Origin of the sequence: Nitratidesulfovibrio termitidis HI1 (assembly GCF_000504305.1) — a bacterium.
Lineage (GTDB): Bacteria > Desulfobacterota > Desulfovibrionia > Desulfovibrionales > Desulfovibrionaceae > Cupidesulfovibrio > Cupidesulfovibrio termitidis.
The window spans coordinates 50,472-70,540 of the sequence record NZ_KI632512.1; the positions used below are offsets into that span (position 1 = coordinate 50,472).

At 66.8% G+C, this 20,069-nt stretch carries 15 protein-coding genes; 8 read left to right on the forward strand and 7 right to left on the reverse strand.

Annotated features, from left to right (window positions below):
• Positions 1-277 precede the first annotated feature (277 nt).
• The gene (gene surE / locus DESTE_RS00295) at positions 278-1,093 is read right to left on the reverse strand and encodes a 5'/3'-nucleotidase SurE (protein WP_035063843.1); all 816 of its coding nucleotides are present in this window, start codon (positions 1,091-1,093) and stop codon (positions 278-280) included.
• A gap of 362 nt (positions 1,094-1,455) precedes the next feature.
• On the opposite strand from surE, the gene DESTE_RS00300 reads away from it, so the two are divergent.
• The 5 genes from DESTE_RS00300 to sucD all read left to right on the forward strand — a co-directional run bounded on the left by DESTE_RS00300 (position 1,456) and on the right by sucD (position 7,858).
• Complete coding sequence (locus DESTE_RS00300) at positions 1,456-2,550, forward strand: 3'-5' exoribonuclease YhaM family protein (RefSeq protein ID WP_035063846.1); 1,095 nt, start codon at positions 1,456-1,458, stop codon at positions 2,548-2,550.
• A gap of 60 nt (positions 2,551-2,610) precedes the next feature.
• Complete coding sequence (gene tmk / locus DESTE_RS00305; RefSeq protein ID WP_035063849.1) at positions 2,611-3,273, forward strand: dTMP kinase; 663 nt, start codon at positions 2,611-2,613, stop codon at positions 3,271-3,273.
• A gap of 30 nt (positions 3,274-3,303) precedes the next feature.
• The gene (locus DESTE_RS00310) at positions 3,304-4,623 is read left to right on the forward strand and encodes a histone deacetylase family protein (protein ID WP_035063852.1); all 1,320 of its coding nucleotides are present in this window, start codon (positions 3,304-3,306) and stop codon (positions 4,621-4,623) included.
• 204 nt (positions 4,624-4,827) lie between these two features.
• On the forward strand, positions 4,828-5,502 hold the full coding sequence (locus DESTE_RS00315) for a lactate utilization protein (RefSeq protein ID WP_035063855.1): 675 nt from the start codon (positions 4,828-4,830) through the stop codon (positions 5,500-5,502).
• A gap of 235 nt (positions 5,503-5,737) precedes the next feature.
• On the forward strand, positions 5,738-7,858 hold the full coding sequence (gene sucD, locus DESTE_RS00320) for a succinate--CoA ligase subunit alpha (RefSeq protein ID WP_035063857.1): 2,121 nt from the start codon (positions 5,738-5,740) through the stop codon (positions 7,856-7,858).
• Between the two features lie 129 nt (positions 7,859-7,987).
• Here sucD and DESTE_RS17370 read toward each other — a convergent pair whose 3' ends face one another.
• A complete protein-coding gene (locus tag DESTE_RS17370; RefSeq protein ID WP_084559288.1) occupies positions 7,988-9,562 on the reverse strand; it encodes an ABC transporter permease in 1,575 nt (524 codons plus the stop codon).
• Between the two features lie 9 nt (positions 9,563-9,571).
• A complete protein-coding gene (modA, locus tag DESTE_RS00330; RefSeq protein ID WP_084559289.1) occupies positions 9,572-10,375 on the reverse strand; it encodes a molybdate ABC transporter substrate-binding protein in 804 nt (267 codons plus the stop codon).
• A 427-nt stretch (positions 10,376-10,802) separates the two neighbouring features.
• On the opposite strand from modA, the gene ipdC reads away from it, so the two are divergent.
• Positions 10,803-12,527 (forward strand): indolepyruvate/phenylpyruvate decarboxylase, encoded by a 1,725-nt coding sequence (ipdC, locus tag DESTE_RS00335; protein WP_035063859.1) that lies wholly within the window; start codon positions 10,803-10,805, stop codon positions 12,525-12,527.
• A 145-nt stretch (positions 12,528-12,672) separates the two neighbouring features.
• Here ipdC and DESTE_RS00340 read toward each other — a convergent pair whose 3' ends face one another.
• Both DESTE_RS00340 and DESTE_RS17825 read right to left on the reverse strand, forming a co-directional pair.
• On the reverse strand, positions 12,673-13,233 hold the full coding sequence (locus DESTE_RS00340; protein ID WP_035063861.1) for an ABC transporter C-terminal domain-containing protein: 561 nt from the start codon (positions 13,231-13,233) through the stop codon (positions 12,673-12,675).
• Positions 13,234-13,455: 222 nt separating this feature from the next.
• Positions 13,456-13,998 carry a GNAT family N-acetyltransferase gene (locus tag DESTE_RS17825; RefSeq protein WP_156925220.1) on the reverse strand — a complete coding sequence of 181 codons (543 nt, stop codon included), beginning with the start codon at positions 13,996-13,998 and terminating at the stop codon, positions 13,456-13,458.
• 1,070 nt (positions 13,999-15,068) lie between these two features.
• Here DESTE_RS17825 and DESTE_RS00350 point away from each other — a divergent pair.
• Together DESTE_RS00350 and DESTE_RS00355 are read left to right on the forward strand one after the other, a co-directional pair.
• Positions 15,069-15,344 carry a hypothetical protein gene (locus DESTE_RS00350; RefSeq protein ID WP_035069256.1) on the forward strand — a complete coding sequence of 92 codons (276 nt, stop codon included), beginning with the start codon at positions 15,069-15,071 and terminating at the stop codon, positions 15,342-15,344.
• 261 nt (positions 15,345-15,605) lie between these two features.
• Positions 15,606-17,342, forward strand: coding sequence for a sensor domain-containing diguanylate cyclase (locus DESTE_RS00355; RefSeq protein ID WP_035063863.1), 1,737 nt, complete (start codon positions 15,606-15,608; stop codon positions 17,340-17,342).
• A 114-nt stretch (positions 17,343-17,456) separates the two neighbouring features.
• Here the strand turns inward: DESTE_RS00355 and DESTE_RS00360 are convergent, their stop codons facing one another.
• Together DESTE_RS00360 and hpsH are read right to left on the reverse strand one after the other, a co-directional pair.
• On the reverse strand, positions 17,457-18,881 hold the full coding sequence (locus DESTE_RS00360; protein WP_035063866.1) for a sigma-54 interaction domain-containing protein: 1,425 nt from the start codon (positions 18,879-18,881) through the stop codon (positions 17,457-17,459).
• Positions 18,882-19,035: 154 nt separating this feature from the next.
• Positions 19,036-19,959 (reverse strand): (2S)-3-sulfopropanediol dehydratase activating enzyme, encoded by a 924-nt coding sequence (hpsH, locus tag DESTE_RS00365; protein ID WP_035063869.1) that lies wholly within the window; start codon positions 19,957-19,959, stop codon positions 19,036-19,038.
• Positions 19,960-20,069 lie beyond the last annotated feature (110 nt).

The following is a 20,069-nucleotide window of genomic DNA, read 5'->3' on the forward strand; positions in this document are numbered from 1 at the left end:
TGATTTCGTCGGTCGCGTCCCGCCGGAGGGGCCCTGCGGGTGTGGCGCGCGCGATCCGGGCTGCCTTCGGAAGGCCCGTCCGTGAACCTGTCCGGGGCCTGTCCGTAAAGACGCAGCCGCGCATGATGCCATGGCGCAGGGGGCGGGGGTGGCCTCTCGACGAAGGCGCGGGAAAGATACCCGAATCCGTGAAAAAAATAAAGATGGGCCGCGCAAGGCGGCCCGTCCTTCACGCGAAAGGGAGCAAAAGAGGGGGAGTGGCCCTGCGCGGGGCCGCTTACGCCTCGCCGCCGCCAGCCCCGCTGCCCGTCTCGTTGCCGGTCCCGTTACCGCCAGCCCCGTCGCCCTGCACCCTGGACAGCACGTCCATGGCGGCGTGGTCGGTGAAGTCGAAGCGCAGCGGGGTAAGGGTGATCCACCCTTCGGTCAACAGGGCGCGGTCTGTGCCGGGGGCCACGGTTTCCGGCGGAATGACGCCGTTCAGCCACCAGTACGAGCCGCCGCGCGGGTCCGTCCGGTGGTCGTACCAGTCCTTCCACACCGCGCGGGTCTGGGGGCAGGCGCGCACGCCCTTCACCTCGGTCATGGGCAGGGCGGGGTAGTTCAGGTTCACCACGCAGCGGGCGGGCAGGGACTGCCAGTCCAGCGTGGCCAGCAGCCCGGCGGCGTGGGCGGCCTGGCCGGAAAGGTCGGCGGGCCGGAACGAGTCGTAGGACACGGCCAGGGCGGGGTAGCCCATGTGCGCCGCCTCGGTGGCGGCGGACACCGTGCCGGAGTACAGGATGTCCGGCCCCACGTTGGCCCCGGCGTTGATGCCGGACACCACCACGTCGGGCTTCTTGTCCAGCAGGCACGACAGGCCCAGCTTCACGCAGTCGGTGGGGGTGCCGTACACACCGCGCCCGCGAAAGCCGTTTTCGTGAAATTCCTTCACCCGCAGGGGCAGACTGATGGTCACGGCGTGGCCCACGGCGGACTGTTCGGTGACCGGGGCCACCACGTGCACCTCGTGCCCGGCGTCCAGCAGGGCCTTGTACATGGCGCGCAGGCCGGGGGCCTGGATGCCGTCGTCGTTGGTCAGGGCGATGATCATGGGGTATCCTTTCTTCCGGGGCGGCATGATGCAGCCCGCCCCGTGATGCTGTTGCGTGATGTTTCGGTGCCGTGATGTGCGTCCTGCACGGGTAGGGCGGCGGCCCGAAGGCGGCTGCACGACGGGTGCGTTGCGACAAATCGCTGTCTGCCATGCTCTGGCATGCTCCGGCATGCTTCATGCTGACAGCGTGCGGGCGCGCACCAGCCGCGTGTCCGGCATGTCTGCGCATTGACAACGTGGCCGAAAAGCAGGCACCTTGCGGCAAATTGGCCGTCCCCGCGCGGGCGTTTTTCCGCCTGCGTCCCCGGTGTTTTCAATGCCGCCGGGGCAAAGGGCATGGCCGCTTCCTTACGACGCACATGGAAAAAAGACAAACCATACGAGATATCGCCGCCAACGATGAGGTAAGCGGGCTGTTCCTGCTCGGTTCGGCCACCCTGCAACAGTCGCGCAACGGCCCCTTCTGGCGGCTGGAACTGCGCGACGCCACCGGCAGCATGGAGGCCAAGATCTGGAGCCCCCAGAGCCAGGCCTATCCGGACCTGGCCGCCGGGCAGATCGTGGACGTGGAGGGCCGCTCCGGCACCTACCGCGACAAGGTCGAGGTGACCATTGGTCGTCTGCGCGTGCTGGACGACACCGAGCAGGCCGGGCTGGACCTTGGTCTGTTCCTGCCCGCCAGCCCGCGCCCCGCGCAGGAAATGCTGGATGAACTGATTGCCCTGTGCAAGGCGGAATTCACCCACGCGCCGTGGCGCAAGTTCGTGCTGGCCGTGCTGCGCGACGAGGACATCGCCCCGCGCCTGCTGGCCGCGCCCGCCGCCAAGTCGGTGCACCACGCCTACGTGGGCGGCCTTGTGGAGCACATGCTGTCCGTTACCGGGCTGGCCCTGCGCATTGCCGACCATTACCCGGAACTGGACCGCCAGGCCCTGCTGGCCGGGGCGCTGTTCCACGACATCGGCAAGGTGTGGGAACTTACCGGCGGTCTTGCCAACGACTATTCCGACGAGGGCCGCCTGCTGGGGCACATCCACATCGGGCTGGAACGCATCGAACCGCACCTGCGCAAGTCCGGCCTTGCGCCGGAACTGGTGACCCATTTCAAGCACCTGATCCTCAGCCACCACGGCGAGTACGAATTCGGTTCGCCCCGGCGACCCAAGACGGCGGAAGCCATGGCCCTGCACTACGCGGACAATCTGGACGCCAAGATGGCCCAGTTCCGGGGGCTGTTCGCCAACTACGAAGAAGACGCCACCGGCTGGACGCCGTTCCAGCCCACGCTGGGGCGCTTTCTGTACCGCCCGGCCCGTTCGCCCGAGGAACCCCGCCCCGTTCGTAAGGATGGCCCCGCCCACAAGGGCGCTGGCGCCACCCGCAAGGCGGCCACGGACGGCGCGGAAGACACCGCCAAGTCCGGGCCGCAGAGCGTGCAGGCATCGTTGCTGTAGACCACGGCGGCAGTGCCCTGCCGCCCCTCAACCCGCAGGCCCTTTTTTCAGGAACCCGCAATGTTCATCACCTTTGAAGGAATGGAAGGCTCCGGCAAGAGCACGGCCTTGAACCGCGTGCAGCAGGCGCTGCTGGACGAAGGGCACGGAGTGCTGCTGACGCGCGAGCCGGGCGGCAGCCGTCTGGGGCGCACGCTGCGCTCCATCCTGCTGGACCTTGCCAATGACGACATCGTGTCCGAGGCGGAGCTGTTCCTGTACCTGGCCGACCGTGCCCAGCACGTGGGGCAGGTGATCCGCCCGGCCCTGGCCGAAGGCGTGGTGGTGCTGTCCGACCGCTACGCCGACTCCACCGTGGTCTATCAGGGCTACGGGCGCGGGCTGGACCCGGAACGGCTGCGCGAACTGAACGACATGGCCGTGGGCGGACTGTGGCCCGACCTGACCCTGGTGTTCGACCTGCCGCCGGAAGAAGGCCTGCGCCGGGCCATGTCGCGCAACCTGCGCGAGGGCACCAGCGTTTCCGAAGGGCGGTTCGAGGCGGAGCACCTTGCCTTTCACGCCCGGGTGCGCGAAGGCTATCTGACGTGGGCCGCGCTGCATCCGGCGCGGTTCCGGGTGGTGGATGCCACCCGCACGCCCGACGAGGTGTTCGAGGACGTCATGCGCGCCGTGCGGTCCGTCCTGGCGGCCTCTCCGGCAACCGCTCCGGCGCACGTCTAACTGCGGGCAAGCCCCGCGAAGGACATTCCCATGCTGGAAGCAAAGAACCGGCTGGGCATCATCTTCTTTCCGGCCTTCGACTGGGCCATCAGCGCCACCCATCCGGAACGCGAGGAACGGCTGCTCTACACGCAGGACCAACTGCGCGAGGAAGGGCTGTTCGATATCGCGGGCATCACCGAGTACAAGCCGGAAATCGCCACCCGCGAAGACGTGGAGCGCGTGCACTTCTGCATTCCCGGCGTGGAGAGCGTGTGCACCAAGTCGCACCTCATCTCCGCCGGGGGGGCCATCACCGCCGGGCGACTGGTGATGGAGAAGGAGGAGGAAAAGGCCTTCGCGCTGGTGCGTCCGCCGGGTCACCACGCCATGAAGGTGGTGCACGGCAACCGGGGGTTCTGCAACATCAACATCGAAGCCGTGATGCTCGAACACATCCGCGAGCACTACGGCCCGTTGCGCGTGGCCATCGTGGACACCGACTGCCACCACGGCGACGGCACGCAGGACATCTACTGGAACGACCGCGACACCCTGTTCATCTCGCTGCATCAGGATGGCCGTACCCTGTACCCCGGCACCGGCTTTCCGCACGAACTGGGCGGCCCCAACGCCATGGGCCGCACCCTGAACATTCCGTTGCCGCCCGGCACCTCCGACAAGGGCTTCCTGCACGTCATCGACAACCTGGTGCTGCCGGTGCTGGAAGACTTCAAGCCCGACCTGATCATCAATTCCGCCGGGCAGGACAACCACTTTTCCGACCCCATCACCAACATGAACTTCTCGGCCCGGGGCTACGCCATGCTGAACAGGCGGCTGAACCCCGACATCGCCGTGCTGGAAGGCGGCTACGCCATTCAGGGCGCATTGCCGTACGTCAATCTGGGCATCTGCCTGGCCATGGCCGGGCTGGATTTCGACGGGGTGCGCGAGCCGGAATTCGATCCGGCGGCCATCGCCCAGTCGGACCAGGTGAGCGCGTACATCGAGCGGCTGTGCGACGAGATGCTGAAGGTGTGGCGCAAGCCCCCGGCCCTGCCCAAGCAGGGCGAACGCTCCGGCGACTGGTGGGTGCGCACCAAGGATATCTACTACGATACCGACTCCATCAGCGAGAGCCAGGTGGAGTCGGTGCTGCTGTGCCCGGACTGTTCGGGCACGGTGAAGATAGAGACGTGGTCCACGGTGAACCCGCTCAGCGTGGGCATCGAGATTCCCATCAGCGCCTGCGACAGGTGCGCGGGCATTGGCCGTCGCCTGCTGGAGGAGGCCCACCTGAAGGGCAATTACCGCTACGTGCAGTGCATTGATAGAAAAGCAAAGAGATACACGCGTTACGGGTTTTAGCGTTATGCCCGCAAACTGTCCTTTTCCCCGCTGGATGCGTCAAACTTCGCCTGCCATATCGGTCGAATACGATAAGAGTATACTCCCTCATGGCAGGCTTGTTTTCCTTGCCAGCGGGAAAAAATCCTAGTTTGCGCAGGTCGCGCGCCACAAGCATCTTGCGCGCGTCCAATGTTGCTTAATCCATTCAAAGAGAGACACGCCATGAGCAAGACCGCCACCCCGCCTGCGAATCCGGTAGACACCTTCTGGACCATCCGCCTTGCCACCACCAAGGAAGCCCTTGAAGCCAACAACTTCGAGGTGTCCATGGCCGAAAACCTGGCCGACGCGGCCCGCATCTTTCTGCAAGACATCCTGCCCGCATCGGGCGCGAAGTCCGTGTCCTTCGGCGGCTCCATGAGCGTGGGCAAGAGCGGGGTGCCCGAGGCCCTGCGCTCCATGGATTCCATCGAACTGCTGGACACCATGAACTACAAGCTGCCCGCGGCGGAAATGTACGAACTGCGCCGTCAGGCCCTGCTGGTGGACCTGTTCCTGTCCAGCACCAACGCCCTTACCGTGGACGGCAAGCTGGTGAACCTGGACATGATCGGCAACCGGGTGGGCGGCATCAACTTCGGCCCCAGGAAGGTTGTGCTGTTCGTGGGCCGCAACAAGGTGGTGGACAGCGTGGAAGACGGCATGCGCCGCATCAAGGAATTCTCCGCGCCCACCAACGCCATCCGCCTTGCCAAGAAGACCCCGTGCACCAAGGTGGCGGAGTGCATGGATTGCAAGAGCCCCGATCGTATCTGTAACGTCTGGACCATCACGGAAAAGGCCTTCCCGGCCAAGCGCATTCATGTCGTCCTGATCAACGAGGACACCGGGCTGTAGCCAATCCCCGGATTGTGCATTCAAGGGGGCGGAAAAACACGCCGCCCCCATTCCCTTGCGCGTCTGTTTCCGGCATGTTGGGGCGACTCACCTCGTCGGATGACCCGGAGCGGCGCAGCCATCGGCAACGGCAGCGCGATGCGCCCCAGGCAGGGCCGACACGGGCCGGACCGGGGCGCGCGGCGTCCCCGGCAGCTGGCGGCCCGCGCACCGCACGCCGCACGCAGGGGGACGGATGTTCCTGAACGAACACCAGAGCAAGAAGCTGTTCGCCGCGGCGGGGATTGCCGTCCCCGCCGGGGATTGTCTGGGGCCGGAAGACGTGGACGCGTATGCGCCGCCGTTTCCCGGCCCCTGGTACGTCAAGGCCCAGGTGCTTACCGGCGGGCGCGGCAAGGCGGGCGGCGTGCTGCGGGCCGACACCTCCGATGCGTTGCGCGCCACCGCGCGGACCATCCTGGGCATGACCATCAAGGGCCACGCCGTGCCCTTCGTGCGGGTGGAACCGGCCACGGACATCCGCAAGGAATGCTACCTGTCGTTCATGCTTTCGCGCCAGCGGCGCGAGATGCTGCTGACCACCAGCCACCGGGGCGGCATGGAGGTGGAGGCCACGGCGGATGCCCGCAAGCCGCTGGTGCAGCGGGTACCGCTGGACGCGGGCCTGCGCGAACACCATCTGCGGGCTGCGTTCTTCGAACTGGGGGCGGACCCGGCAGGCTGGGCAGGCTTTCGCGAGTTGGCCGAGCGCCTTTTCCGCGCCGTGCGCGACGACGGCCTGCTACTGGCGGAAATCAACCCGCTGGTGTTCACCGGGGCCGGGCAGTGGGTGGCCCTGGACGGCAAGGTGGAACTGGATGACAACGTGGTGGACCTGCGGCCAGACTTGCAGGGCTACTACACGCCGGAGCATCAGGGCGCGGAGGAAAACGCCGCGCGTGATGCCGGGCTGAGCTACGTGGGCCTTTCCGGCTGGGTGGGCCTGCTGGTCAATGGCGCGGGCCTTGCCATGGCCACCATGGACCTGCTGAACTTTTCCGGCCTGCCCGCCGCCAACTTCATGGACCTTGGCGGCGCGGCGGATGGCGCGCGCATGCGCCGGGCGCTGGATCTGCTGTTTGCCAATCCGCAGGTGCGGGCGGTGTTCATCAACCTGTTCGGGGGCATCGTTTCCTGCGCCGGGGTGGCCCGCGCGCTGATGGAGGCGCTGGGTACGGAACGCGCCGCCCAGCCTGTGGTGGTGCGCATGGCCGGGCACGAATCGGCGGAAGGCCGCGCACTGCTGCGGGCCTTCGCACATCCGGACGTGATCATTGCCGATGAAGTTGCCGACGCGCTGGACGCCCTGCGCCGGATCAACGAGGCCAATCGTGCTGCGGGCACGGCCCCTGCCGTGCCGCCCGTAGCGTACCCCCTCACCGACGAGGCGTGGCCGCTGTCGCCCGCCGTCCGCAAGGGCTACCGGCGTTCCGGCAGGCGCGGCGTGCCGTGGCTGGGGCCGGATACCCAGGTGCTGGTGCAGGGCATCACCGGCAAGGTGGCCCAGCGCCACGTGCAGCTGATGCAGGAATACGGCACGCGCATCGTGGCCGGGGTTACCCCGTTCAAGGGTGGGCAGAGCGTGCTGGGCGTGCCGGTGTACGATTCGGTGCACGAGGCGTGCAGGCACCACCGCATCGATGCCTCCATCATCTTCGTGCCCGCGCCCTTCGCGCCCGATGCGGTCATGGAAGCTGCGGCAGAGGAAATTCCCTGGGCGGTGTGCATTACCGAGGGCATCCCGCAGCGGGCCATGCTTTCCGCGCTGAAGAACGTGCCGCCGTCGCCCACGCGGGTCATCGGCCCCAACACGCCGGGCATCATCGTGCCGGGGGCCACCAAGATCGGCATCATGCCGGGCTACGTGTTCACGCCGGGGCCGGTGGCCATCTTCTCGCGCTCGGGTACGCTGACCTACGAGGCGGCGGCCCGGCTTTCTGCGGCGGGCATCGGCCAGTCGTTCTGCGCCGGGGTGGGGGGCGATTCGTTCATCGGCAGCGACTTCATTGCGCTGTTCGAATGCATCCGCGACGACGACGCCACCGAGGCGGTGCTGGTGCTGGGCGAGGTGGGCGGCACGGCGGAAGAGGACCTGGCCCGCTGGGTAACCGCCACCGGCTTCGCCAAGCCGGTGCTGGGCTTCATCGCCGCGCGCACGGCCCCTCCGGGCCGCCGCATGGGCCACGCCGGGGCCATTCTGGACGAGGCCACCGGCGGGGTGGATGGCAAGTTGCAGGCCATGCGCGACGCGGGCTTTGCCGTGTGCCCCGACCTGGCCAGCCTGCCGGAACGGGTGGCCCGCGCGCTGGGGCGGTAATGACGCACTGTCCGGGCGTAGGCCTTCAGGGCGCGACAGAACCGCTGAAAGTTGTTGGATAGGTAAAACACACGGGGGCTTGCCGCAGGTTGGCAGGCCCCCGATTTTTTTCGCGGGTGGGGGGATGCGTCAGTCCGCCAGTCTGCCGCCGCGCAGGGTGATGCGCGCGTCCGCCAGCGCGTCCAGCTCACGCGGTTCGTGCGAGACCAACAGCATGGTCACGCCGTAGGCGGCGCGAATGTCCCGCAGCACGTCCCACAGCCGTTCCCGCAACTCCCAGTCAAGGCTGGAGAACGGTTCGTCCAGCAGGAGCAGGCGGGGGGCACCCACCACGGCCCGCGCCAGCGCCGCCCGCTGCTGCTCGCCGCCGGATATCTGCCGGGGCAGGCGGCCCGCCAGGTGCGCTATCCCCATGCGGTCCAGCACCCCGACCCGGCGCGCCGGGGCGTCGGGCTGCCCCGCCGCGTACTGGGCAAGGCGCAGGTTGCCGTCTACCGTCAGGTAGGGGAACAGGTACAGCCGTTGGTCCAGACGGCGAAAGGGCCGTTGCCACGGGGGCAGTCCGGTGATGTCGCGGCCCGCGTATTCCGTTCGTCCGCCGTGGGGCAGGGTGCCCGCGATGATGCGCAGCAAGGTGGTCTTGCCGCTGCCGGAAGGGCCGCCCACGCCCAGGCACGCCCCGTCAGGAATGTCCAGCGAGACGTCGCGTAGCAGGCCGCCGGAGATGTCGGTCAGCCGCAGCAGGGGCACTTTCGGAGCGTGCGTTGTGGGAAGGGGCGTTGACGTTGCAATCACGTCCGTCTGGGGGGCGTGACTCTCGAGCGTTCCATTCGGCGGCATGAAGACGGTATTCGTGGTGCCGCTGGCGTCCTCGCTTCCGCCCCTGTTTCCGTCCTTCTCTTCGCTTCCGTCCGTGGCCCGGTCGCGCCCCTGCACCGCATGCAGGGCCAGCAGCAGCACGCAGGCAATGACGATGAGCAGCGCGGCGCAGGCGATGGCCTTGGTGAAGTCGCCGCTGGCGATGTTCAGGAATACCGCCATGGGCAGGGTTTCCGTCTTCAGGCGGGTGGCCCCGGCCAGCATCAGCGTGGCCCCGAACTCGCCAAGGGCGCGCGACAGGGCCAGGATGCAGCCGCCGGTCAGCGGTCGCCAGCACAGGGGAATTTCCACCAGCACAAAGGCCTTCCACGGTGAAAGGCCCAGTCCGTGCGCCGCATGCACGTATTCCCGGTCCACGGCGGAAAGGGCCGACGCCGCGCTGCGCACCAGAATGGCGCAGGCCACGTAGGTCTGGGCGATGATGACCCCCAGCGGCGAGAACAGGTTGCGGGCAAGCGCCGGAAATGCCGCTCCCACCGGCCCGGTCTGGCCCAGCAGCAACAGCAGGCCCATGCCCGTGACCAGCGGCGGGGTGACCATGGGCAGGTCCAGCGCCAGGTTCGCCAGCCGGTACGGCAGACGCCCGCCCCCGATGGAGCAAACGGCGCCGCGCGTCAGCGCCCACGCGGCGGGTACGGCAATGCACACGGCCAGCAGCAGCGAGGTCAGCGCCGTGCACATGGACATGACGATGGCGAAGCGAATTTCCGGGTCGGTCAGGATGCCCGCCACGGTGGGCGCGTCCAGCCGCGCCAGCAGGGCCGCAATGGACCCCAGCACCACCGCCAGCAGCAGCCCCAGCGGGATGAGCGCTGTTTTCGCCATGACGGCGGGCTACTTTGTGGGAAGCGGCAGGAACCCGTGATCCACGAACATCTTGATGCTTTCCGGTTCCGCGAAGAACGCGGCCAGCTTTTTCGCCAGTTCGGGATGTGCGCTGGTGGACAGCGCGGCGATCACGCTGATTTCCTGCGGCGTGCCCTGCGGCGTGGGCAGGATGACCAGCGAGGCCGCGTTGGCCACGGCGTCGGACCTGCCAATGACGGCGGCGTCCACATCGCCGTTGGTCAGGTACAGCAGCACCTGCTTGATGGTCGTGCCGCGCACGGTCACCTTGCTGCGCAGCGCCTCGCCGTGGCCGCTGGCGTCCAGCAGCTTTTCGCCGCTCTTGCCAAGGGCGATGGCCTGCGGGTCGCCCATGGCGATGCGCAGGTTGCTGGCGGCCAGGTCCGCCAGCGTGGCGATGCCCGCCGCCTTGTCCTTGCGCACGGCCATGACCGGGGTGTGCAGCACCAGCTTGTGCTCGGTCAGCACCTTGCCCGCCGTGGCCAGTTCGCGCACGTACTGCTCGCCGCCGGAAAGGAACACGTCGCCCGTGCCCGTGGCGTTGAACCGGGTGAGCAACTGGCCCATGCCGCCGTATTCCACCACCACCTTCACGCCGGTGCGCTGCTCGAAGGTGCGCAGGACTGCTTCGGCGGGCACGCGCAGCCCCGCGCCCGCGTACATGTGCAGTTCCACTGGGTCCTGCGCTGCCTGGGCCGAGTGCGGTGCGGCGGGCAGGATGCAGGACAGGGCCAGCAGCAGGGCGGCAGAGAGCGTCAGGAGCGACGGAAGGCAGCGACTGCGCAGTGTCATGGTGGTTCTCCCTTGGTAATCGGGGTGTGGAGGCGATACTGTTGCCTGCCGTCCGGTGATGGCCTGCGGCGGCTGCGCCTTGCGTCGGAAACCCTACCCCAGCGTTTTCGGGAAACCCATGCGGTCACGGGTGCGCCTTGTTGCGTGACTGGGCGGGGTGGTGAACTATTGATCGGGCTGTCCTGCTCGACGGGGTGACTGGATGGCTAGACGCTCGCGTGACAGGGTGACAGGGTGACAGGGTGACAGGGGGAGGGGGGCGTTGCCGTCCGTAGGCGGTCGCGGTATGCAGCCTGCGGACGCGCGTAACGTACCAGTGATCGCCCGTTTCCTATCTGCTCACACATCGCCCGCATCCCGCAACCACCGGGGGCGGCATCGCAATATCCGGCATGCCCCTGTACGGCACCCGGACCGGGAGACACGCATGAATATTACCGAAGCACTGCTGCACGCCCTGAAGGAACGCGGCGCGCGCGAGGTCTGGGGTATTCCCGGCGATTTCGCGCTGCCCTATTTCAAGATCATCGAGCAGACCGGCATCCTGCCACTGGTCACCCTGACCCACGAGCCGGGCCTGGGTTTTGCCGCCGACGCCGCCGCGCGCATCCGCCGGGGGCTCAGCGTTGCCGCCGTCACCTACGGGGCCGGGGCCATCAACATGCTGAACGCCGTGGCCCAGGCCTTTGCGGAAAAGTCGCCGCTGGTGGTCATTTCCGGCGCGCCGGGCACGGCAGAGCGGGCGCGCGGTCTTTTGCTGCACCATCAGGTGAAGACCGTGGGTTCGCAGTTCCGCATGTATCAGGAAGTCACCTGCGACCAGGGCATTCTGGACGACCCGGCCACCGCGCCCGCCATCATCGAGCGGGTGCTGCGCAACTGCCTGGAGCACTCGCGCCCGGTGTACCTGGAAATTCCGCGCGACATGCCCGCCGTGGCCTGCGGGCCGGTGGCCCCGCACATGGCCACTCCCTGCGACGAAGAGGCGGTGGCTGCCTGCGCGGCGGAAGTGCTGGCCCGGCTGCGCGCCGCCAGCCGCCCGGTGCTGATGGTGGGGGTGGAGGTGCGCCGTTACGGCCTTGAGGACCGCGTGGCCGAACTGGCCGACCGGCTGGGCGTGCCCGTGGTCACCAGCTTCATGGGGCGCGGGTTGCTGGCGGGCAAGGCCTGCCTGCAGGGCACCTACATGGGCGTGGCTGGGGACGCTGCCATTACCGGTGCGGTGGAAGGCTCCGACGGCTTGTTGCTGTTGGGAGTGATCATGTCCGACACCAACTTCGGGGTGTCGTCCAGCCTTATCGACCACCGCCGCCTGATGCACGCCGAGGACCGCCAGGTGCGCATGGGCTTCCATACCTATCACGACATTCCGCTGGAAAGACTGGTGGATGCGCTGCTGGCGGCCCTTCCTGAAGGCGCGCAGGCCTGTGCCGTTCCGGCAGGTCTGGACGGCGACGCCGGGGCGCTTGGCCGTAACGTGGTGTACAGGCGCGGCTTTGTGGCGGACGATGCCCCGGTGACGCCCGACGACATCGCCGTGCTGCTCAACGACTTTTATGACGGCGTGGCGGCGGGGCGCGGCCCCGTTGCCACCGCCAGCGCCGGGCCTGACCCGTTCCCGTGGCCGTTTGGCGGGCATCCCTGGCCGCTGGCCTGCGACATAGGCGATTGCCTGTTCACCGCGCTGTCGGTGCGTCCCGTGCCCATGGTGGGGCCGGGGTACTACGCCAGCATGGGCTTTGGCGTGCCTGCGGGCATGGGTTTGCAGATCACCACCGGCCAGCGTTCGCTGACCCTGGTGGGCGACGGGGCCTTTCAGATGACCGGCATGGAGCTTGGCAACTGCACGCGGCTCGGCATCGACCCGGTGGTGATGGTGTTCAACAACGCCTCGTGGGAGATGTTGCGGGTGTTCCAGCCGGAAACCTCGTACAGCGCCATCAACACCCTGGACTTCGCCGCCTTTGCCGATGCACTGGGCGGGCGCGGCCACCGCGTGACCACCCGGCGCGAACTGGCGGCGGCCTTCGCTGCGGCCACCACGGAGCGCGGGCGTTTCCAGCTTATCGACGTGCGGCTGGAAAGGGGCGCCATCTCCGACACGCTGGCCAACTTCGTGGCCGGGGTGAAGCGGGTGTCCGGCGTGAAGTAGCCGGGAGGACATTCGGGTTTCTTCATGTGACAAGGCCGGGAAGAACCCGGCGCAAGCTGCCAATGAAAGCGGGGCGCGGTCTGAAAGACCGCGCCCCGCATGCGTTCGATGTAGGGGAGGAGAGGAACAGGCACCTCGGTGCTGCCTACTTTCCCGACTTGCCCAGGGAAGCATAGGACACCGCGCTGCCCCCGCCCCCGCCCGAGGCCTGTTTGGCTGCCTGGGCCTGCAATTCGTTGATCTGCTGCTGCAACTCGTTGATCTGCTGGTACAGCGGGCGGGTGACCGACTCCTTCACTCCGTCGGGTGACGATCCCTGTTCCACCTGCGAAATCTGCTGCTGCAACTGCTCGATCTTCTTTTGCAGTTCCTCGATCTGTTTGGACGTGGAATCGCCGCCCGAATCGCCACCACCGCCTGCGGCAGCTGCGGAAGAAGACGAGGCCGACGCATCGGCATCGTCGTCGTTTGCCATGCCTGCTCCGGTCAGGGTGCCTGCTTCCTGCGCGGCGTCCGCCTCGGCCTGCTGGCGCGCGGCCAGCATCTCACGGGCAAGGCGCATGGCTTCCTCGGATATGGACACCCGGTCGCCCGACTGCGTGGTGGCAACACTTTGCGTGGCGCGCCGGGTGGAGGAAATGCCCGAGATGTAGTCGGTGGACGACACCCCGTAGCCCTGCATCAGTTCCATTGTCCAATCGCTCATGCCCGCACCCTCCGTGCCTGGTTTGCGGCCGCCCGTCCCGGCAGGCTGCTCCCGATTGCATCGGGATGTTCCGGGGTGCGAGCGGCATCCGGCAGGACCTGCCGCCCGCTCCGGCGTGTGCAAAGGCATGCAAAAGGCGTGTAAAGGGAAAACGTTTCCCTGTGGGTACGGCATGTGGCTCGGGGCGGCCCGGTGCAGGCGCGCCGTCGTGAGCATGGCGGATCAGGCCGTGCCTGCGGAGCGGGAAAGGCGGGTGGGGGAATAGATGATGCCGTTCATGGCGCTGTCCGGAATGCGCCGGAAGCCGAAGCCCAGATACCACGCGGTCAGCGTGCGCTGGTCCAGGCAGTCGTTGCCGTGGGCCAGGGGCAGCGCATTGGCCACGATGTGCAGGCCGTGACGTTCGGCAATGCCTACCAGCAGGGCCATGGCCTGCGAGCCGTGCCCGGCGCGGCGGGCATCGGAATGAATTTGCAGCAGCGACATGCGGTCCTGCCAGAAGCACACCAGCATGCGCACCGGACCCAGTTGCCGGAAGCCGGACCGGCTGCCCGGCACGGGCGCTGTGTGGCGCAGGTAGCACTGGCGTGCGGCCAGGGTGGCCGATGGCAGGCCTGCCGGTGCGGGGGGCGGCGTTGCTGCCGGGGATGCTTGCCGCGCCGGGGCGAGGCGCCTTTGGGGGCCATGGGAGCCGGGGGCGTCCGCAGCATCGGTAATGTCCGGATATCTCGGGGCGTCTGGCGCATTGGGGACGTTTGGAACCATGGGCCGCGAGGGAGGGGGCACCGGGGGGATGACGGAATGTGGGACGGAATCCTTGCGGGAAGGGCGGACGGCGTCGTGCAAGGATGTTTGCCTGGGATGCGGCATGGGAGGATACCTCGTGACGTTGACGGGGGTAGGAGGGAGGCGGGTGGAGGGCGGACGACGCAAAAGTCCCCCCTTCCTGTTGCGGAGAAAGGGGGGACATCCGTGGCCGGAATGGCCGAGGTAATCAGGATTACCCCCCGTGCGCCTCGCGGGCGGCACGGAGGAAGGGGCCGCACGGGGCGGCGGTGGAGCGAAGGGCCCCGGAACCCGAACCACGGGTATGCGTGGCGAACCGAAGTCGCCGTGCATTGGCGCCGATGAAGGTGCCTTTCGTGGTGTTCTGCTGCTGCATGGGTAGGATGAAATCGTGTGTGTCTTGAGTTGTTGTGTATGGTAATCTGAAATCCTTTTTTAGGATTACACGGATGGTGATGGAAGTCAAGCCGGTTTGCGAAAATTCATGCCAGCTGTGATTTGTGTGGAGTGTTATGTTGCATATATGTATTTTTTGATGTTGAATGCTGTAGAAAAATTGTATTGTATTGTTTGTTTTGTAGGTGTTGCGTGCAAAAACACTGCAAAATGTGATTGGAGCAGTATGCAGAACACCGCGATTGAGTTGTCCACGGCGTCAGCGGTAAGCGTGCGGGAAGCCGGGGCAGGAGCCATTCGGGGGGCGTGCGCGGGGATGTCTTGACGGCTGGCCATGCAGCCGATGCGCCGGGCTTGCACGCATCCTGCCGGATGGTCGCGGCAGAGGGCGGGCCTGGTCTCGTGGATGGCGACTGTCTGCCATGAGAATGCCCGCAACGCGCTCGGGTGGGCCAAAGATGCCATGCGGGCCGTTTTTCCGCAGAAACACGGACATGGCTTGTTGCCAGCGGGATGCGCCGGGTGTATCGGCAGGGCAGTCGGCGGCTACGTCGCATGGCGGACCATATTCGCACCCTGCCGCAGGTGCGGTGCGCCGCGCGTGCCGCCCCAACCAGACGCAACGCAACGCATTTCCCGGAGGTATGCCTTTCATGTCACAGATCTCGCAGACGGATCCCGATGGCCTTGAAATCCATGACGTTGACTTCATCCAGACCGACGGCATGACGGAAGGGACGGGGACGCTGGTCATCGAGATGACCCTCGACGACGAACGCGAGGTGACGCGCATCCATCGGAATGTGCCCGAACATCTTTACGAGGCATGGGAGCAGCACGACTTCGACCCCGAAATGTACGTGGCCGAGATAGAGGACGCCTTTCCCTTCGACGAGGAAGAGGAAGACGAGGCCGATCTGGCTGATTAGCATGCGTGCCCCGCGCGTTTCCGGCGCGGCATGCCATTGCGGATGCAACGCCCCGGCGGCTATGGTCGCCGGGGCGTTTTGCGTGTGCCGGTCATGGTGATTGCCTGCTCCGGCCTGGTGCGGTTATCGTGTGGTACGGAAGTTCGCATGCGGAGTGCGCGTCCAGCCGTCCAGGGGGGGGACAGGTGGGCGCAACCCGTTCGGGCGCGTCCCATTTCGGGCACGTGCCGGTCGGCATACGTCGGTGGCCTGGGAGGGGGCATGGCAATGTTCGAGCGTCATCGAAACACGCCCATCATGGGGGTGCGCGGTTGGCTGCTGTTGCTTGCCCTGGTTGCAGGTCTGCCCACCACCATCTTTTCCGTGTTCGCCATGGTCGAGCACATGCGCGCGCAGCAGGAGAAGACCGACACGGAACTGCGGCGGCAGGTGCTGAACGTGGCCCAGGCAGTGGATGCGGAACTGTCGGCCAAGGCGGCCATGCTGCACGCCCTGGCAGCCTCGCAGGATACGGAAAGAATGGATGTCGCGCAGTTGTACCGTCAGGCCAGGGGGGTGGGCAGCGTGCACCGCGAGGTGCAGTCGCTGGCTCTGGTGGCCCATGACGGCAGCCAGGTTTTCAGCACGTGGGAACCGTTGGGCACCATCCTGCCGCCCACGGGCGACCTGGCGTCGGCCCGGCGTGTCCTGGATGAGGATCGGCCCGTGGTGTCCGATCTGTTCCAGGGCAGCATCACGAACCGGCTGATCACGGCGCTGGGTGTGCCGATCCGTGTGGGGCGCAGCCACAGGTACGCATTGCGCATGTACATCGGAGCAGAGGCTTACGCCCGCTTGCTGGGGGAACAGCACATGCCCGCGGGGTGGGTGGGGGGGCTGGTGGATGCCAATGGCGTCATCCTTGCCCGGACGCTGTTGCCGGAGTCGGCCGTAGGCCAGTCCGTCGGCCCGCGTCTGCGTGATGTGCTTCATTCTTCCGAAGTGATGGAAGCGGAGAATCGTGAAGGCGTTCCCGTACGCTTCGCCGTGGCGCCGGTGGGGGACTGGGGCTGGCACGCGGTCGTGCAGGTGCCCGTGGCCACGTTGCGGACAGCCATGCACGGGTATCTGTTGCGCCTGGCGGGCATCGGGGGGGCCTGCATCATCATGGGGTTTGCCGGGGCATGGCTGCTGTCGCGCCGCTTCGTGGCCGAGGTGGAACTGGCGGCCCGCTCGTGCCTTTTGCCCGGACCGGGCGACGGCCCGGTGCGGCCCACGCTGGTGCGTGAACTGCGCCAGGTGGGTGATGAACTGGCCGCTTCCCGCGAGCGCGAGGAAATGGCCCTGCGCGACAGCCTGACCGGTCTGGCGGGGCGGACCCTGTTCCTGCGGCATGCCCGGCGCCTGCTGGAAACCAGCCGCCACGAGGCGTCATTGCGCTTGTCCGTCATGTTCATCGACCTCGACGGGTTCAAGCAGATCAACGACCAGTATGGCCACGCCGAAGGGGATATGGTGTTGCGCCGCACGGCCCGGGTGCTGGAAAGCGCGGTGCGTTCGTCGGACGTCGTGGGCCGCCTGGGCGGGGACGAGTTCGTGCTGTGCCTGGCCCTGCAGGCCGATACGGCCTGTGAGGTGGCCCGCAGTGTGGCTGCGCGCGTGGTGTCCGGGGTGGCCCAGATAGGGTTGGGCGTCGGTTGCAGCGTGGGCATTGCGCTGGGCAAGGTTGGCGAATATCCCGAACTGTCGGAACAAGACGCGCCCGCAGACCTGCCGGGCGATGGGACGGATGACGGACAGGCCGCAGCGCGTCCGGATGGAGCGGGCGGAGGAGGTGGTGGCGGAAGTGGCGGGGCAGCTGCCCCTGCGGACGCTGGCGCCCGTGCCATCGACGCTGCGTTGCCCGGTGCGCCCGCCCCCCTGCGCGCCCTGCTGGAAGACGCCGACAAGGCCATGTACATGGCCAAGCAGGCGGGCAAGAACAGTTATCATCTGCTGGATGCGTCCACCTGCGAATAAGGCCTTCGGGGCAGGAAGCCGACAGAACGCGCCCCTCGGGGGGAATGGGGGGCGGCTCGGTGGCCAGCCGCCTTGCGCCGTTCGGCGGCGATTTTCCGATCCGGTTTCCGGGGGCTATCCGTCCATTCCGCCTGCTCCTTCCTGGCCCTCCGGTTCGTTGCCGGGGGGCTGGTCGCGCAGCTTGCGGAAAATGGTGGTGCGGCTGACCTTGAACAGGCGCGCCACCTTGTTCACGGAACCGTGCCGGGTGATGGCCCGTTCCAGGATTTCGCGTTCTATTTCATCCATGATTTCGCGCAGGGCACGCGGTTCCTGCATTTCCGGCATGGTATAGGCCAATCCCGGGCGGCATTCTTCCGCCATGTGCGGGGGCAGGTCTGAACAGGTGATGGTGGGGCGGTCGCCGGTGACCACCATGCCCTGGATGAAGTTCTGCATTTCGCGCACGTTGCCCGGCCAGCTGTAGCTTTCCAGCGCTTCCAGCGTCGATTCGGCGATCTCCATGGAACGGCGGTACTTGGAGGCGTAGCGCTCCAGAAAGTGGCGGGCCAGGGGGGCGATGTCCTCGCGCCGTTCGCGCAGCGGCGGGATTTGCAATACCGCCACGCTCAGGCGGTAGAACAGGTCGCTGCGGAACTTGCCGGTGCGCACATCGTCGCCAAGGTCGCGGTTGGTGGCGGCAATGATGCGCACGTCCACCTTGCGGGGCTGGGTGGCGCCCACGCGGGTGACCTCCTGGTCCTGCAGCACCCGCAACAGTTTGGTCTGCATGGGCAGGGGCAGTTCGCCTATCTCGTCCAGAAACACGGTGCCGCCTTCCGCCATCTCGAAATAACCGGCCTTGCCCTTGGCATTGGCGCCGGAAAATGCGCCCGGCACGTATCCGAACAGTTCCGACTCGATGAGATTCGGTGCGATGCTGCCGCAGTCTATCTTCAGGAACATGTGCTCGTTGCGCGGGCTGTGCTCGTGCGCCAGGCGGGCCAGCACGTCCTTGCCGACCCCGGTCTCGCCCAGCAGCAGAAGCGTGGCGTCCGTTCCCGCCACACGTTGCAGCCGCGCCACCAGCGACAGCATGGCCTCGCTGAGGAAAATGGGCTGTGCGGAGGACACCCCCGTCTGGATCATGCTTTCCAGACGTTCATGGAATTCGTCGATGAGCTGTTTCTGCTGGGCGATCTGGTCGCGGAACTGGGTGATCATGGTGATGTCACGCGCGAAGGTGACCACCAGGCACACCTCGCCCGTTTCATCCAGCACGGGGTAGCCACGCAGGATGATCTTCTTTTCGCCCCGCACGTTCTGCACCGAGGTGGACGGGCGCTTGGAGCGCACGATTTCCGGGTTCAGGATGCGGTCGAAGACGCCTTCCTCGACCAGTGCGTTGACGTTGCGACCGCGCAGTTCATCCTGTCGCAGCCCGGTCAGCTTCTCGTACATCCGGTTTACCAGCAGGGTGGTGCCGTCACGGTCCGAGATGTAGATACCGTCACTGAAAATATCGATTATATTTCTGAAATTCTTTAGGATTTTTTCCATTGTGTGGTCTTGCGACCCGACGTGGGGCGGGGCTTGCGATCTTCGCGGTGATGGCACCCCGAAAGGTCGGGCCGCGAAGTGCCCAACCCTACGGCAGGAAGAAACGGCACGCAAGGCGGCCCCGCCGTTCTCGGGCGGAGCCGCCACAAGGGGCTCATCCACGGCGGGCGGCGACCAGGCGCGACAGGGTCGCCATGCGCTCGTCGTCCAGCTTCGCCTCGCCCATGGGGGCTTCGCGCCCCAGGAAATGGTACTTCTGGGTGCCCAGCCGATGGTAGGGAAGCAGGCTGTATTCAACATGGGGGTAGGGCGCAAGGACGTCGAGGATGGCTGAAATGGCCGCTTCGTCGTCGTTGAACCCGGGTATGACCGGGGTGCGCACCATCACGTGCAGCCTGGGGTGGTGCTCCATCACCCGAAGGAAATTTTCCAGAATCAGCGTGCTGGGCACGCCGGTTCCGGCCTCGTGCCGGACCGGGTCCACGTGTTTCAGGTCGAACAGCAGGGTGCGCGTCAGGCGGCAGGCCTCGTCCAGGGTTTCCCACTGCACGTGGCCGCAGGTTTCCACGGCGGCGCCGATGCGGCGTTTGCGCGCTTCGCGCAGCAGGGCCAGGGCAAACTCGCCCTGCATCAGCGGCTCGCCGCCGGAAAGGGTCATGCCGCCGCCGGAACGGGCATAGAACAGGCTGTCCTGTTCCACCGTGCGCAGCACCTCCCGCACCGTGCGCCGCGCCCCGTAGGTGATCAGCGCATTGGAAGGACAGACGGAGGTGCAGTCGCGCGTGCATTCCGCGCACAAGGCCCTGTCGATGACGATACGGTCGTCCTGGCCGCGCGATATGGCGCCGGACAGGCACATTTCCACGCAGCGTACGCATTGCGAAAGGCCGAGGCATCTCCCGGTGTTGTAAGCCAGCTGGATGCGCGTGGCCTGCGATTCCGGGTTGGAGCACCAGTCACACCGCAGTGGACACCCTTTCAGGAAGACCACGGTGCGGATGCCAGGCCCATCGTGTACGGAATATTTCTGGATGTTGAAGACGATGCCGCTGACGTTCATGTCATCCGTGGGAGTCATGCGAGGTTCCGGTGCGGCCCGCGGGGCGGGGTTTTCGCGCTGCTGGCGTGTGCCCGCGCGGGATGGATGTGGGGCGCCTTGCTCCGTGCCTTCGGGAGAAAGGCGCCCCG

Excerpts from the sequence above, each read along its gene's own strand:
- surE (WP_035063843.1), bottom strand. The coding sequence starts at position 1,093 with ATGATCATCGCCCTGACCAACGACGACGGCATCCAGGCCCCCGGCCTG.
- DESTE_RS00300 (WP_035063846.1), top strand. The coding sequence starts at position 1,456 with ATGGAAAAAAGACAAACCATACGAGATATCGCCGCCAACGATGAGGTA.
- tmk (WP_035063849.1), top strand. The coding sequence starts at position 2,611 with ATGTTCATCACCTTTGAAGGAATGGAAGGCTCCGGCAAGAGCACGGCC.
- DESTE_RS00310 (WP_035063852.1), top strand. The coding sequence starts at position 3,304 with ATGCTGGAAGCAAAGAACCGGCTGGGCATCATCTTCTTTCCGGCCTTC.
- DESTE_RS00315 (WP_035063855.1), top strand. The coding sequence starts at position 4,828 with ATGAGCAAGACCGCCACCCCGCCTGCGAATCCGGTAGACACCTTCTGG.
- sucD (WP_035063857.1), top strand. The coding sequence starts at position 5,738 with ATGTTCCTGAACGAACACCAGAGCAAGAAGCTGTTCGCCGCGGCGGGG.
- DESTE_RS17370 (WP_084559288.1), bottom strand. The coding sequence starts at position 9,562 with ATGGCGAAAACAGCGCTCATCCCGCTGGGGCTGCTGCTGGCGGTGGTG.
- modA (WP_084559289.1), bottom strand. The coding sequence starts at position 10,375 with ATGACACTGCGCAGTCGCTGCCTTCCGTCGCTCCTGACGCTCTCTGCC.
- ipdC (WP_035063859.1), top strand. The coding sequence starts at position 10,803 with ATGAATATTACCGAAGCACTGCTGCACGCCCTGAAGGAACGCGGCGCG.
- DESTE_RS00340 (WP_035063861.1), bottom strand. The coding sequence starts at position 13,233 with ATGAGCGATTGGACAATGGAACTGATGCAGGGCTACGGGGTGTCGTCC.
- DESTE_RS17825 (WP_156925220.1), bottom strand. The coding sequence starts at position 13,998 with ATGGTTCCAAACGTCCCCAATGCGCCAGACGCCCCGAGATATCCGGAC.
- DESTE_RS00350 (WP_035069256.1), top strand. The coding sequence starts at position 15,069 with ATGTCACAGATCTCGCAGACGGATCCCGATGGCCTTGAAATCCATGAC.
- DESTE_RS00355 (WP_035063863.1), top strand. The coding sequence starts at position 15,606 with ATGGCAATGTTCGAGCGTCATCGAAACACGCCCATCATGGGGGTGCGC.
- DESTE_RS00360 (WP_035063866.1), bottom strand. The coding sequence starts at position 18,881 with ATGGAAAAAATCCTAAAGAATTTCAGAAATATAATCGATATTTTCAGT.
- hpsH (WP_035063869.1), bottom strand. The coding sequence starts at position 19,959 with ATGACTCCCACGGATGACATGAACGTCAGCGGCATCGTCTTCAACATC.